The sequence below is a fragment of the Enterococcus thailandicus genome, from assembly GCF_001886265.1.
Lineage (GTDB): Bacteria > Bacillota > Bacilli > Lactobacillales > Enterococcaceae > Enterococcus_B > Enterococcus_B thailandicus.
The window spans coordinates 101,623-116,135 of the sequence record NZ_JXLE01000003.1; the positions used below are offsets into that span (position 1 = coordinate 101,623).

At 37.5% G+C, this 14,513-nt stretch carries 11 protein-coding genes; 2 read left to right on the forward strand and 9 right to left on the reverse strand.

Annotated elements, in window-relative coordinates:
* Positions 1-161: 161 nt before the first annotated feature.
* Positions 162-1,427, reverse strand: a complete 1,266-nt coding sequence (gene hutI, locus RV17_RS03040; RefSeq protein ID WP_071868492.1) for an imidazolonepropionase — start codon at positions 1,425-1,427, stop codon at positions 162-164.
* A 209-nt stretch (positions 1,428-1,636) separates the two neighbouring features.
* Between hutI and hutU the strand changes: the two genes are divergently transcribed.
* On the forward strand, positions 1,637-3,661 hold the full coding sequence (gene hutU, locus RV17_RS03045; RefSeq protein ID WP_067484328.1) for a urocanate hydratase: 2,025 nt from the start codon (positions 1,637-1,639) through the stop codon (positions 3,659-3,661).
* A 211-nt stretch (positions 3,662-3,872) separates the two neighbouring features.
* Here hutU and yihA read toward each other — a convergent pair whose 3' ends face one another.
* The 7 genes from yihA to RV17_RS03080 form a co-directional block, all read right to left on the reverse strand.
* The gene (gene yihA, locus RV17_RS03050; RefSeq protein ID WP_067484324.1) at positions 3,873-4,466 is read right to left on the reverse strand and encodes a ribosome biogenesis GTP-binding protein YihA/YsxC; all 594 of its coding nucleotides are present in this window, start codon (positions 4,464-4,466) and stop codon (positions 3,873-3,875) included.
* A 64-nt stretch (positions 4,467-4,530) separates the two neighbouring features.
* Positions 4,531-5,781, reverse strand: coding sequence for an ATP-dependent Clp protease ATP-binding subunit ClpX (clpX, locus tag RV17_RS03055; RefSeq protein WP_067484321.1), 1,251 nt, complete (start codon positions 5,779-5,781; stop codon positions 4,531-4,533).
* 235 nt (positions 5,782-6,016) lie between these two features.
* Entirely contained in the window at positions 6,017-7,303 is a 1,287-nt protein-coding gene (tig, locus tag RV17_RS03060; protein ID WP_067484318.1) for a trigger factor, read from the reverse strand.
* A 163-nt stretch (positions 7,304-7,466) separates the two neighbouring features.
* Positions 7,467-8,402: a hypothetical protein gene (locus RV17_RS03065; RefSeq protein ID WP_067484316.1), complete on the reverse strand. Its 936-nt coding sequence runs from the start codon at positions 8,400-8,402 to the stop codon at positions 7,467-7,469.
* 257 nt (positions 8,403-8,659) lie between these two features.
* On the reverse strand, positions 8,660-9,340 hold the full coding sequence (locus RV17_RS03070; protein WP_082294006.1) for an RDD family protein: 681 nt from the start codon (positions 9,338-9,340) through the stop codon (positions 8,660-8,662).
* 1 nt (position 9,341) lies between these two features.
* Entirely contained in the window at positions 9,342-10,370 is a 1,029-nt protein-coding gene (sppA, locus tag RV17_RS03075) for a signal peptide peptidase SppA (RefSeq protein ID WP_067484313.1), read from the reverse strand.
* Positions 10,371-10,393: 23 nt separating this feature from the next.
* Positions 10,394-10,684, reverse strand: coding sequence for a hypothetical protein (locus tag RV17_RS03080; protein WP_071868493.1), 291 nt, complete (start codon positions 10,682-10,684; stop codon positions 10,394-10,396).
* Between the two features lie 414 nt (positions 10,685-11,098).
* Here RV17_RS03080 and glmS point away from each other — a divergent pair, with 414 nt between their 5' ends.
* Positions 11,099-12,907, forward strand: coding sequence for a glutamine--fructose-6-phosphate transaminase (isomerizing) (gene glmS, locus RV17_RS03085; protein ID WP_071868494.1), 1,809 nt, complete (start codon positions 11,099-11,101; stop codon positions 12,905-12,907).
* Between the two features lie 186 nt (positions 12,908-13,093).
* On the opposite strand, the gene glmM is transcribed toward glmS, so the two are convergent.
* Positions 13,094-14,449: a phosphoglucosamine mutase gene (gene glmM / locus RV17_RS03090; protein WP_071868495.1), complete on the reverse strand. Its 1,356-nt coding sequence runs from the start codon at positions 14,447-14,449 to the stop codon at positions 13,094-13,096.
* Between the last annotated feature and the right edge of the window lie 64 nt (positions 14,450-14,513).

A 14,513-nucleotide genomic window follows, 5' to 3' on the forward strand; every position in this document is an offset into this window, starting at 1 on the left:
ATGACTCGTTCTCAAAAACATAGACAAAAAATGTACATTGATTTTTTGCTATTATTTTACTTTCTCGTTCAAATAAAGAGATTACATAAAACACGAAAGGAATTTCACCTAAGATTACAGGTGCCTCCTTTCGTATACAAATCAGCTTAGTATGAAATTAATCAGACTCTTTGGCGTTCGTTGACCACTAACTCCCCATTTTTATATACTTGACTAACCAGATTAGTTGCAAAGAAGTACATTGGAAAATCAATGTTTGGCGCATCAAACACCGCGATATCTGCCTGTTTTCCTGTATCAAAGCTACCAATTTTTTCATTTCTGCAAACGGAGTATGCCGCATTAATCGTGACAGCATTGAATACTTGAATCGGTGTTAGTTTTAACTGAAAACAGCCTAATTGCATAATGAATTGTAAGTTTGCGGTTGGACAGCTTCCTGGATTACTATCAGTTGTTAATGTAATTGCCATGCCGCGTTCAATCATCTTTTTAGCGGGCGCATAAGTATCCTCCATCAGGCTAAAGGTCGTTCCAGGTAACAGATTTCCAATTACCTGTGCTTCGCTCAAACGATCGATGTCTTCATCTGTAATGACCATTAAATGTTCTGCGCTTACCGTATGCAAATCTGCAGCTACTTTAGAACCTCCAATTGATGCAATCTCATCAGCATGTATTCTTAGCTTAAAGCCCATCTTCTTGGCAGCACTAAGTAAACGATAAGATTGTTCCGCTGTAAACACATTTTTTTCGCAAAAGATATCACAAAACTCAGCCAGTGATTCTTCTTTGACTTTCGGTAACATTTCTTCGATCAGTAAATCGATGAATTCATCTGCTTGCCCTTTAAACTCAGGTGGAATAGCGTGTGCACCCATAAAGGTTGAAACCAGGTCAATATCATGGTCAGTTTCTAATTCTTTTACCACGTTTAATTGACGTTTTTCAGTTTCCCAATCTAACCCATATCCACTCTTTGCTTCTACCGTCGTGACCCCATGAATAATCATTTCATCTAATAAACGAGTAGACTTTTGATATAATTCATCGAATGAAGCTGCTCGCGTTGAATTTACTGTGCTAAGAATCCCCCCACCTGCTGCAAGTATGTCAAGGTAAGGGACACCATTTAGTTTTTTTGAAAATTCGTTTTCTCTACTTCCACCATAAACTAAGTGAGTGTGACAATCAATTAGCCCTGGCGTAGCTAGTTTCTTATAGCAGTCAATGACTTCGGTCTCTTTTCCCATTAATTCTTCACGAGGACTTCCTGCTTTCACTTCGAGTATTTTCCCGTCCTTAATCGCTATATATCCGTCTTCAATAATCGTTGCCTCACTCATTTCTGCTCCTCGTAAAGGATGACCTTTATCAATCGGACAAAAAATTTGGCTAAAATTAATTAGAAGTTTATCTGCTTTCATTTCTATTCACTCCTTTTTTTCTTGCACCTTATATTTTATTAAATACTGTCAAATTTATGTCAAAATATTGAAAGCGCTTAACTATATTATATAATAGAAATTAAGTAAAGAGATAGACTGTTTATTGACTTTCTTATTTATACTAAAGATGCAGTCATCAAATCACAGTTTCTCTAAATTTCAAGTATTTTGTTAGGGAGGAAAAATAAATGGTAGAGTTAACAGAAGTTGAAGCATCAATGACCATCAAGTTAGATGATGTCTTACCAGAAAAAACAGTCTTTCAGGAAGGAATTCGTCGTGCGCCAGATCGTGGTTTTCGCTTAAGTAAAGATCAGACGATTCTTGCTTTAAAAAATGCATTACGTTATGTTCATCCTAAATATCATGATATTGTGATTCCTGAGTTTCTAGAAGAATTACGAACTCGTGGAAGAATCTATGGTTATCGGTGGTATCCAAAAGAAAGAATCTATGGAAAACCAATTGAAGAGTACAAAGGAAACTGCATTGCAGCAAAAGCAATGCAAGTAATGATTGATAACAACCTTGATTTTGAAGTTGCACTCTATCCTTATGAATTAGTTACTTATGGTGAAACAGGCCAAGTATGTTCAAACTGGATGCAGTATCAGCTAATCAAAAAATACTTAGAAGTTCTGACAGATGAACAAACGCTAGTCTTAGAATCAGGACATCCTCTTGGATTATTCAAATCAAAAAAAGATGCACCTCGTGTAATCATTACCAACGGTCTTTTGGTTGGAGAATATGATAACATCGATGATTGGGAAATTGCTGAAGAAATGGGTGTGACAAATTACGGACAAATGACTGCTGGCGGTTGGATGTACATTGGACCTCAAGGGATTGTTCATGGAACCTTTAATACACTTTTGAATGCTGGTCGATTAAAATTAGGCATTCCAGATAATGGAGATTTAGCTGGAAAATTATTTATTTCTTCTGGATTGGGTGGCATGAGTGGCGCACAAGGAAAAGCCGGAGAAATTGCCAATGCTGTTGCCATTATTGCTGAAGTAGATCGGTCTCGAATCGACACACGCTTAGAACAAGGTTGGATCAGTAATTTAGCTGAGACACCAGAACAAGCGATGCGTATTGCAAAAGAATACCTGGACAAAAAAGAGAAAACCTCTATTGCTTATCATGGAAATATTGTTGATTTACTTGAATACATTGATAAAGAAAATATTACTATCCATTTATTATCAGATCAGACTTCTTGTCATAACGTGTATGAAGGTGGCTATTGCCCTGCCGGAATTTCATTTGAAGAACGAACAGAATTATTAGGTTCAGATAAAGCACGATTCCATCAGCTTGTCGATGAAACACTTGCCCGTCATTATAATGTAATCAAATCTTTAGTAGCAAAAGGAACCTATTTCTTTGACTATGGAAATTCCTTTATGAAAGCTATTTACGACTCTGGCATTAAAGAAATCTCAAAAAATGGAATCGATGATAAAGACGGATTTATTTGGCCGTCTTACGTGGAGGATATCATGGGTCCTATGCTCTTTGACTATGGTTATGGTCCTTTCCGTTGGGTATGTTTAAGCGGAAACCATGAAGACTTGGTTGCTACAGATCAGGCAGCAATGGAAGTTATTGACCCAAATCGTCGCTACCAAGATCGTGATAACTACAACTGGATTCGTGATGCAGAAGAAAATCAATTAGTAGTAGGCACACAAGCGCGAATTCTCTATCAAGATTGTATGGGACGAGTAAATATCGCTTTAAAATTTAACGAAATGGTACGAGAGGGAAAAATAGGCCCAGTAATGCTTGGTCGGGACCACCATGATGTGTCGGGAACAGACTCTCCATTTAGAGAAACTTCAAATATCAAGGACGGCAGTAATGTTTGTGCAGATATGGCAACTCAATGTTTTGCTGGGAATGCAGCACGAGGTATGACGCTGATTGCTTTGCATAACGGCGGCGGTGTAGGTATTGGAAAATCAATTAATGGCGGATTTGGTTTAGTTTTAGATGGGTCAAAAGAAACAGATGAAATCATCAAATCTGCGATTTCTTGGGACACAATGGGCGGAGTTGCACGCCGTAGCTGGGCAAGAAACGAGCATGCAATCGAAACCTCCATTGAATACAACAAGATGAATGCAGGTCAAGATCATATCACTATTCCTTACCTTTCCGAAGAAACAAAAGTAGCAAATGCAGTAGCCGAACTGTTTCGTTAAGTTCACTCTCTAATACTAAAAATAAACTCTATCAAAAAGGCATCTGGGAGAAAATTAAATTCCCAAATGCCTTTTTTGCTAAATTCAATTTAAAAAAAGACGATTGCAGTTGCTTTGCAATCGTCGGCTTATCTTTTTATCAATTATTTTTGGTGCAATTATGACACGAAGTAACCTGACTAATCCACTGATGTCACAGGTTTTTTCTTTTTTATGCTTGATAGTCAATTGCATCTTCAATTGCTTTCCAAGCTTCATCTTTTCCTTTTTTCGTTACGGAAGAGAACAAAATAAATTGATCATTATGATCAAAATCCAGCGCCTTTTTGATTTCGCTCTCATGCTTGTTCCACTTTCCTCTTGGAATTTTATCGGCTTTAGTTGCCACTACAATTACAGGAATATCATAATACTTTAGAAATTGATACATTTGAATATCTTCTTGTGATGGTTTATGTCGAACATCGACTAAGGACACAACTGCTCGCAATTGTTCACGTGTCGTTAAATAGGTCTCAATCATTTTTCCCCATTTCGCACGTTCCGTTTTCGAAACTTTCGCATAACCATATCCAGGTACATCAACAAAGTGTAACGCATTTTCAATCAAATAAAAATTTAACGTTTGGGTCTTCCCCGGCTTACCTGAAGTTCTAGCTAAGTTTTTTCGATCAATCAGTGTGTTGATAAATGAAGATTTTCCAACATTTGATCGTCCTGCTAGCGCAATTTCTGGTAATTGCGTTTCAGGATATTGTTTCGGAGCAACCGCGCTGATTACGATATCAGCTTGATGAACTTTCATAATTTCTCTCCTTTAAAAAAAGGCTGAGACATAGCTTGAAAGTTATGTCCCAACCTCTTTCGCATTATCCAGCTTTTTTCTCTGTATCTTTATAAATAATTGTCGGTTTGCCCGTCAATTCAGCTGCTTCTTTGGTGATAATCACTTTCTCGATGTTTTCGTCTGAAGGAATGTCAAACATTACATCCATCATGATTTCCTCAATGATTGAACGCAAGCCACGAGCACCAGTATTACGTTCAATTGCTTTGTTAGCAATTGCTTGTAGTGCTTCTGGTTCGAATTCTAGTTCAGTATCATCTAAAGAAAGAAGTTTTTGGTATTGTTTAACTAACGCATTCTTAGGTTCTGTCAAAATACGAACTAAATCAGACGTTGTTAATTTTTCTAACGCTGCCATTACAGGTAAACGGCCAATAAATTCTGGAATCAATCCAAATTTCAATAAATCTTCTGGAATGATGTGTTGCATCACACTTTCTTCATCAGAGATTTTTTGATTATTAGTACCAAAACCAATTGTTTTTTCGCCCATTCGGTTTTTTACAATCGTTTCGATTCCATCAAACGCACCGCCGACGATAAATAAGACATTCGTCGTGTCGATTTGGATAAATTCTTGATGCGGATGTTTACGTCCTCCTTGAGGTGGCACACTCGCAACTGTCCCTTCCAAAATTTTCAACAAGGCTTGTTGTACGCCTTCACCAGATACATCACGAGTAATCGAAACATTCTCGCTTTTACGCGCAATTTTATCAATTTCATCGATGTAAATGATTCCCTTTTCAGCACGTTCAACATTGTAATCAGCCGATTGTAATAGTTTTAATAAAATGTTTTCAACATCTTCTCCAACATAACCAGCTTCTGTTAAACTGGTTGCATCTGCGATAGCAAATGGCACATTCAATGTTTTAGCTAATGTTTGTGCAAGGAACGTTTTACCAGAACCCGTCGGACCAATTAAGCAAATATTACTTTTCTGTAGTTCTACATCTTCTGAAGTATCGCTTGCTTGTTGATTGACACGTTTATAGTGATTATAAACCGCAACTGCTAATGATCGTTTTGCGCGATCTTGCCCAATCACATAATCATTTAAGACATCAAGAATTTCTTGAGGTTTAGGTACTTCAGTGAATTCACGTACTGCTTCTTCATAAAATTCTTCGTCAATTATTTCTTTACATAGGTCGATACATTCATTACAGATGTAGACCCCAGGACCTGCTACGATTTTTTTTACTTCTTCTTGGGTCTTGCCGCAAAAAGAACAACGCACGGTCTCATTACCACTTGGATTATCATACATGGTCTTCACCCCTTAGCTTGCAAAAAATGCAAGAAACTATCAGCGACTTTGCAGTCTTCAATTATCATAACATAAAACAAAAAAAAGCAAAAGCACTGAAAATCAGCCTTTTTTGTAGCTTTTATTAAAAAAAGGAAAGCTGGGACATAATTTAAAAAACTAAATCAAGTCCCAGCCTTTCCAGTAAATTTTCACATTTTTGACCGATGGATCAAATCTGTTTCATCTTTAGTTATTACTTAGCTTCTGTTGCAGTTCCAGTAATCAAATCAATTGCTTTTTTCATTGTTACATCATGACTTAACATATCTTCAGTCAACACGCGTTTGATTTGTTCGATTGGCATATTGTAAGATTCAGCCAATTCGTTGATTTCTGCAGTGATTTCTTCTTCTGTTGCATCTAAGTTTTCAGCAGCAGCGATTGCTTCGATCACAAGGTTTGTTCTTGTACGCAAGTCAGCTTCGCCTTCAAATTGTTTATGCAAGTCTTCTTCTGTAGAACCAGTCAATTGGTAGTACATTTCAGGAGAGATTCCTTGACGTTGCATGTTGTTTAAGAATTCATCCATTGAACGGTGAACTTCGTCGTGAACCATTACGTGTGGTAATTCAACGATTTCAGCGTTATCAACAGCTAAACGAATAGCAGCTTCGTCTTTTGCGTCTTCAGCAGCTTTTTCTTTTGCTTCTGTTAATTCTTTACGAATTTTTTCTTTTAATTCTGCTAATGTTGACACTTCATCATCAACATCTTTTGCAAATTCATCGTCTAGTTCAGGAACTTCTTTTGATTTTACTTCGTGAACAGTTACTTTGAATGTTGCATCTTTACCAGCTAAGTCTTCTGCTTGGTATTCAGCAGGGAAAGTCACGTTTACATCTAAGCTGTCGCCTGATTTATGACCTACTAATTGTTCTTCGAATCCTGGGATAAATGAACCAGAACCTAATTCAAGTGAGTAGTTTTCACCTTTTCCACCTTCAAATGCTTCGTCACCAACGAATCCTTCGAAATCGATTACGACAGTGTCGCCGTCTTTTGCAGCTTCATCTTCTTGGATAACTAATTCTGCTTGTGCATCTTGTTCTTGTTTAAGACGTGCATCAACATCAGCATCCGTTACTTCACGGTCTTGTTTTTCAACAACTAAATCTTTGTATTGACCTAATTTAACTTCTGGTTTCACAGTTACTTCAGCAGTGATTGTCCAGTCTTGGCCTTTTTCCATGCTTTCAACGTCGATTTTTGGTTGAGATACTGGATCAATTCCAGCTTCTTTTACAGCAGCTTCATAAGCTTCTGGTAATACAGCGTTCAAGGCATCTTCATACAAAGCTTCTTCTCCGTACATACGGTTGAAGACTTGACGAGAAACTTTCCCTTTACGGAAACCAGGTACGTTTAAGTTTCCTTTAACTTTATTAAACGCAGCTGTTAGTCCTTTTTGGATTTCTGGTTGCGCAATCGTAAATGTTAAAACACCATCATTTGTGCCTTTTTTTTCAAATGTTGCAGTCATTTATTTCCCTCCGAGTTTTGAAATTCATTTTATACATCAAAAGCGTTTCATGCATACCATTAAATAGTACACTAACGCTTTAAAATTGTAAACATATTGAATAGTCTGAATCCCTGATTTTTACTAGTTTTTTTTCTTTTTTTTGACGATTTTTCATTCCTGTTCAAAGAAATTGTTGCATCAAATACAAGATTTTTTCTCGTTTGGCTAAAAACTTTTCTTCTTCCACTTCAGTGAAACCCATTTCTGTCGTTCCTTGATACACTTTAATCGTTTCCTCAAACCATTGCGTAGCTTCGCCAATATAAGTGTCAAAGATTGGGTACGTGATTGCCGCCTGCATCATGAATTCTTCCTTTAATCCCGCACTCAACAATGCGTCTTGATTTTCATAAGCTTGTGCTAACTTACTTAAACAGCGATAACTTTTTTGCTCGGCTGGTTTTGGTAACCCTTGTGGCACGACTTCAATCAGTTGCTCATCGATTGTTAAAAAAGCTACTGGTTTGCTTTCTCCAACTTGTACGAGAAGCTCTAAAAGTTTTGCACGCACAAATAAATGGATATCTGTACGAATCAATATTTTTTTCGTTGCTTGAATAAATTCATGATAGGGTAACTGCTCAAGTTCACTAATCAATGTTAATTGTTGCGTTGGCGACAGTTCAGCGATATTGGCTAATTTTTGATGCGTCTGACGTATTTTTTGCCTCGCTAATTGTCCTGAAAAATTTTCTGCTTGCTGGATTTTTTCAATCATTGCATGCTCAAAGTGCTCTGAAAAGTTAGTCGCTGCAATTAGTTTACGTGCATATAGCCAATCTTTTGCACCAATGAGTAAGTCAAAATAGAAAGTGGCAAATTCTTCTTGTTTCAGATATTCTGTTTCATGGATCACTGCTTGACTCAAAGCTTCTTGTTTTTCATCAAGCTCATACAAACAATAAACGAGTAAGCTGTTTGCTTCAAACGTTTGCTTTAATTCATACGCACGGGTAAATAATTCTTTTGCTTTTCCCAAATTCTGTTGCGCAAGCGCTTGTTGAGCGACACGCATTAAATTCTCATATTTTTCTGGAAAATCAACTGGTCCAACCATGTCACTCCTCCTAACCCTTTTCCATTTTAACAAAACAAAAAAAGCGTGACAATCAAAATCATAATCGTCATGAAAGAAAGAATTTTTGAAAAAAATTTTTTTGCTTTTTTGACGGCTTTTGCTTAAATTTTCAAAAATATTGCTTTTATCTCACCGTTTAATCATAGCCACTAATCAAAAAAAGAGGCTGGAACATCTTGTTGTTCCAGCCTCGCTTCGTTCGTACGATTTTCAATCAAAATAACAAATTTTAGAAATTAAGCATTTATTTCTTGATTAAACGCTTTGATCAAATTAACTGTTACAACACTGGTATTTGAGAAGTAGTCACCCAAATGCTGTTTTTTCTGACTAAATATTGTTGGAATATAGCCAATAAACAATAAAGGAAACTTCAAAATAAATCGGCAAGCCGCTTCACGTACGAGAACAGTTGACCAACTCAATTTCCTTTCATCAAAGCTGATGACCCGAATGCCGAAAATCATTTTTCCTAAGGTCTGACCATGATTTAATTTTGTCAATAAAACAAAGTAGCTTAAATAAATGACTAATCCTAACAAGCCATACACACTTAGGTAGGAATCATTGATTGACAACCACCCGAAATTACTTGCCACTCCAAGAGTTAAGCGTGTGATTGCACCAATACAGAGCAAATCAATTAAAAAGGCAAAGAAACGAATCCAAAATCCAGCGTAAAAATACGTTGGAAAGTCATTCAGTTCTTTCTTCTCTGTAGGAGTCTCTGTATATTGTTGCCATTCAGCTTGTTTTTCTTTGATTTGTTCTTCTGTCAATTCTTCTTTACGAAAAGAGTTCAGTACCTTTTGAGAAAATCCTTTATCTGGTCCAACAGCTGGTTGTGGATTTATTTTTGATTCATTTGCTGTAGCTGGTTGTTCATTTGTCGGTTGTTTTTCCGGAGTTTCTGCCATCTTATTCACCTCCGTAGTAATACATCGCTTTAGGAGATTCTGCCGTACCAAGGTTTTCTAAAACGGATAAAATTTGGCTTGTTTCAGAAGCCTTGATTCCTTGGAATTCTGCAAACTTCGAGCCAAACCAAGTATTCGCAAACCCAGTGCCAGAAGTGCTATATTCGATCAACTGTGCATTTTCTAGTTTCTGGTCTTTTCTCATTGCTGCTAGTGCTTCATCTGGAAATGCTAATTCGTCAACCAGACCATTTTCCTTCGCTTGCACGCCGTCATAAATTCGACCATCAGCGATTTTTTTCACTTCTGCTTCTGGCATGTCGCGTCCTTCGCTGACTACCGAAACAAATCGACCATAAGCACTATCAATGTAAGCTTGTAAGACAGCTTGATCCTCTGCTGTTTCCGGACGAGTGCTTGATCCCATATCTTTTAGCGCACCACTTTTGACTGTCGTGTCTTCTACACCAAGTTTTTCTAATAAACCTGAATAGTTTAAACCAGACATGATTACACCGATTGATCCAGTAATTGTTTCTTCTGTCGCATAAATTTTATCTGCATTAGCTGAAATATAGTACCCACCACTTGCGGCCATGCTTGTCATGCTAACATATAAAGGAATTTTGCGTTCGGTTTGGATTTTCTTTAGTTCTTTCGCAATTTCTGCACTTTCGTAAACGCCTCCTCCTGGAGAATTCACTTCTAAGAAAACGCCTTTAACCGTATCATCTTCTTCAATTTCTTTTAACTGTTTCATAAAACTGGCATGGTCGTAGCCTTCTGACGCGAAAATACCGGAAGAGCCACCACCTTGAATCGTTCCATCAACAGTTAATTTAACGATTTGCTCTGATTCATCACCCGGTTCAAGGACGTTTGCTGACAACTCATCTTCTCCATATAGTAATCGATTAAAACTATCTAACTGGATTTCATCACTTACAGGTCGTGTCATACCTGAAGCTACCATTGATACCACTAACAACCCTGTAGCAATTGCCACAGCAATCCATCTTTTTTTATTCATCTTTTTCTCCTTACTTTACAAGTTTAATATAGATTTTTAATTACGATTACTGTTTCTGTTGCTTCTTCTGCATTCATTTTTTCCGCTTTTTCTTCTAATGCGTAACCCGCAAATGCTTCATTCGTCAACTCATCATGAACAACAAACTTTTGTGCTTTTGCTACAGCTACCGCATCTGGCGCTAGCTCTTGGATACTGTCCCAACCAGTATCCAAGAAAATTTTTGTTTCATCTGTTACATCCGGCATCTCTTCTAGTGCCATCAGTTGTTTTTTTAACTCACCCAACGTAAGAATTTCTATTTTGGCTTCCATCTTTTCCTCCTACAATTTAGACATTTATGATTGTTTCCATTGTACCGAACTACTGGAAAAGATGATAGTCAATTTTCGATAAAATTCTGGCAGTTCCTTCTCCAAAAATACATTTTAGATATATACCAATTTAACAAAAAAAGATTTTTATTGACAAATATGCCCAATAAAAGTTATTATTTTAAATGTTTCCAAAACTTTTTTGAAAAAGGAGAATAGTAGACCATTAAGGATAGCGCCAGATCTGGGTAACCAGATGACGAGGAAAGGGTTTATCGAAAGTTTCGGCGGGTGACCCTAGGGAGCTGCACTCTACAGAGTATGAAAAAAACGATTTGTGAGAATCGAACAAAAACATACTCATGCAGTTGGAAACATCAGACAAATTTATTGAAGAAAGTAGGATGTTTTTTTATGTGCGGAATTGTTGGAATGATTGGATTAGAAAATGTAACTCCTGGATTAGTAAACGGATTAGAAAAGTTAGAATATCGCGGCTATGACTCCGCCGGTATTTTTGTTGCAAATGACTCTGCTGATTATTTGATTAAGTCACAAGGACGAATCCAAAATTTAAAGGATCGCTTAACGCCAGAAGTTGTTGGAACAATTGGCATTGGTCATACACGTTGGGCAACTCATGGAATACCTTCAGAGAAAAACGCCCATCCCCATACATCACAAAGTGGTCGTTTTGTTTTAGTTCACAATGGTGTGATCGAAAATTTTGAAGAACTAAAAGAATCTTATTTAGCTGACCATACATTGATTGGTGAAACAGATACAGAAATCATTGCACATTTAATTGAAGTATTTGCTAATAATGGATTGTCAACTAAAGAAGCCTTCTTAAAGACACTTCAGCTAACAAAAGGTTCTTATGCGTTTGGTTTAGTGGATCGCACAACTCCTGATGTCATCTATGTTGCCAAAAATAAAAGCCCTCTATTGATTGGGTTAGGCAACGGCTTTAACGTGATTGCCAGTGATGCAATGGCAATGCTAGCCCAAACGAAAACGTTTGTTGAAATCGAAGACCAAGAAATGGTTCTCATCACGGCAGATGACGTAACCATTCAAAATTTTCAAGGAGATGTCATCACTCGTGAGTCTTTTGAAGCACAAGTTGACGCTTCTGACATCGAAAAAGGAACCTATCCTTATTACATGCTCAAAGAAATTGATGAACAGCCAATCATCATGCGTAAAATTGCGCAAACTTATGTAACAGCTGAGAATCAGATTGCACTTGATCAAGAATTAGTCACAACACTCGCGGACAGTGACCGCATTTATATCGTTGCTTGTGGTACCAGTTACCACGCCGGTCTTGCTGGAAAACAAGCTTTAGAAACATTGACAGGAATCCCGGTTGAGGTCCATTTAGCAAGTGAATTTGGTTACCATATGCCTTTGCTTTCTAAAAAACCATTTTTCATTTTTCTTAGTCAAAGTGGCGAGACCGCTGACAGTCGACAAGTATTAGTGAAAATCAATCAACTTGGGCTTCCTTCATTAACAATTACGAATGTAGCTGGATCTACGTTATCAAGAGAAGCTTCTTTCACTGTTTTATTACATGCCGGGCCAGAAATTGCTGTTGCTTCAACAAAAGCTTATACTGCTCAAATCGCTGTTTTAACATTATTAGCAAAAGCTGTCGGCGATCAAAACAAGAACATGCTTTCTTTGGATTTTGACGTAGCCCATGAACTAAGTTTAGCAGCAACTGCTATGGAAACGATCATCACTCAGAAAGAATATTTAGAACAGCTAGCTACTGCCTACTTGAATGATACGCGAAACGCTTTTTATATTGGACGTGGCTCTGACTATTACGTTTCTCTTGAGGCAGCTTTGAAATTAAAAGAAATCAGCTACATCCAAGCAGAAGGTTTTGCTGCCGGAGAATTAAAACACGGAACGATTGCCTTAATCGAAGAAGGCACCCCAGTAATTGGGATTATTAGTGATCCTATCACTGGTGCTCACACTCGCGGAAATTTAAAAGAAGTTGAAAGCCGTGGTGCAAACACGTTAGTCATTTCAACAAAAGCGTTAGCAAAAGAAAATGATCAGTTGGTTTTACCAACCGTTCATCCGTTCTTCACGCCATTAACGACTGTTGTCCCTACCCAATTACTTGCTTACTATGCGACTTTGTTACGCGGGTTCGACGTTGACAAGCCACGTAACTTAGCAAAATCTGTAACCGTTGAATAAAATATTCTAATTCTAGTCTTCCCCAATCAATTCAAAAAAGAAGTAGCCGTGAATTTTTCACGGCTACTTCTTTTTAATACACATGTACAAACCGAAAGACCATTTTGCGCATGGAATTTTATTTTTGGGCAGGAGTTTAGCAAGAAAAAGAGCCAAAGCAAAAATCCGCTTTAGCTCTTTATTTAATTAGTCAATACCAATTTCCGCTTTTACGACTGCAGCAATTTTATCAACATAATAATTTACTTTTTCATCCGTTGGTGCTTCTGCCATGACACGTAACAATGGTTCTGTTCCTGAAGGGCGAACTAAGATACGACCTTCCCCATTCATTTCAGCTTCTGCTTCATCAATAACTGCTTTGATTGCAGGAACATCCATTGCTCCATTTTTATCGCTGACACGAATATTCACTAATTTTTGTGGATAAATCGTTACTTCACCAGCAAGTTCTGATAATTTTTTGCCTGTTTGTTTCATGATATTCAACAATTGAATACCAGATAACATTCCATCACCAGTTGTATTGAAATCTAGGAAAATCATGTGACCCGATTGTTCCCCACCAAAGTTATAATCATTTTTACGCATTTCTTCCACTACGTAACGATCGCCAACTTGAGTAATCACATCTTTCAAACCGATTCCTTCAACCGCTTTGTGGAAACCTAAGTTACTCATAACCGTTGTTACGATTGTATCTTTTTTCAAGCGATTTTTTTCTGCTAAGTATTTTGCACAGATAAACATGATTTTATCACCATCAACGATATTTCCTAGTTCATCAACCGCAATGATTCGGTCACCATCGCCATCAAAAGCTAAACCAACATCTGCTCCTTTTTCAACAACCATCTCAGCTAATTTTTCTGGATGTGTTGAGCCAACGCCGTCGTTGATATTCAAGCCATCTGGTTTTGTTCCCATCGTGTAGAAATCGGTTTCCAAGTCTGCAAACAAACGATTGACAGAAGTTGCTGTTGCACCATTCGCCGCATCAACACAAACTGTTAGCCCAGACAAATCACCATTGATTGTTTGAACTAAAAATTGTGAATACTTCAATAATCCTTCTGGAAATTCTTCGACAGTTCCTAATCCCTCAGCAGAAGGTCTTGGTAGCTCATCAGTTGGTGCATCAAGCAATGCTTCGATTTCTAATTCTTGGTCATCCACCAATTTGAATCCATCTGCTCCAAAGAATTTGATTCCATTATCTTGTGCAGGATTGTGCGATGCAGAAATCATTACTCCAGCACTCGCTTTTTGTAAACGAGTCAAGTAAGCTACACCTGGTGTTGAGATAACGCCTAATTGAAAGACTTCGATCCCTACTGATAACAACCCTGCAACTAATGCAGATTCAAGCATTTGGCCAGAAATACGAGTATCACGACCAACTAAAACTCGAGGACGTTTTCCTTCAACTTCATGTTGACTTAAAACATAGCCTCCATAACGCCCTAATTTAAATGCTAATTCTGGTGTTAACTCTTTATTTGCTTCTCCACGGACACCGTCCGTTCCAAAATATTTACCCATAACGATTAACTTGCTCCTTTAACTTCATTTTCTAAGAAATTTTCCCATTCAATTGTTCGGTTTC

Bases quoted from the DNA above. Each gene is read 5' to 3' on its own strand.
- hutI (WP_071868492.1), bottom strand. From the start codon at position 1,427: ATGAAAGCAGATAAACTTCTAATTAATTTTAGCCAAATTTTTTGTCCG.
- hutU (WP_067484328.1), top strand. From the start codon at position 1,637: ATGGTAGAGTTAACAGAAGTTGAAGCATCAATGACCATCAAGTTAGAT.
- yihA (WP_067484324.1), bottom strand. From the start codon at position 4,466: ATGAAAGTTCATCAAGCTGATATCGTAATCAGCGCGGTTGCTCCGAAA.
- clpX (WP_067484321.1), bottom strand. From the start codon at position 5,781: ATGTATGATAATCCAAGTGGTAATGAGACCGTGCGTTGTTCTTTTTGC.
- tig (WP_067484318.1), bottom strand. From the start codon at position 7,303: ATGACTGCAACATTTGAAAAAAAAGGCACAAATGATGGTGTTTTAACA.
- RV17_RS03065 (WP_067484316.1), bottom strand. From the start codon at position 8,402: ATGGTTGGACCAGTTGATTTTCCAGAAAAATATGAGAATTTAATGCGT.
- RV17_RS03070 (WP_082294006.1), bottom strand. From the start codon at position 9,340: ATGGCAGAAACTCCGGAAAAACAACCGACAAATGAACAACCAGCTACA.
- sppA (WP_067484313.1), bottom strand. From the start codon at position 10,370: ATGAATAAAAAAAGATGGATTGCTGTGGCAATTGCTACAGGGTTGTTA.
- RV17_RS03080 (WP_071868493.1), bottom strand. From the start codon at position 10,684: ATGGAAGCCAAAATAGAAATTCTTACGTTGGGTGAGTTAAAAAAACAA.
- glmS (WP_071868494.1), top strand. From the start codon at position 11,099: ATGTGCGGAATTGTTGGAATGATTGGATTAGAAAATGTAACTCCTGGA.
- glmM (WP_071868495.1), bottom strand. From the start codon at position 14,449: ATGGGTAAATATTTTGGAACGGACGGTGTCCGTGGAGAAGCAAATAAA.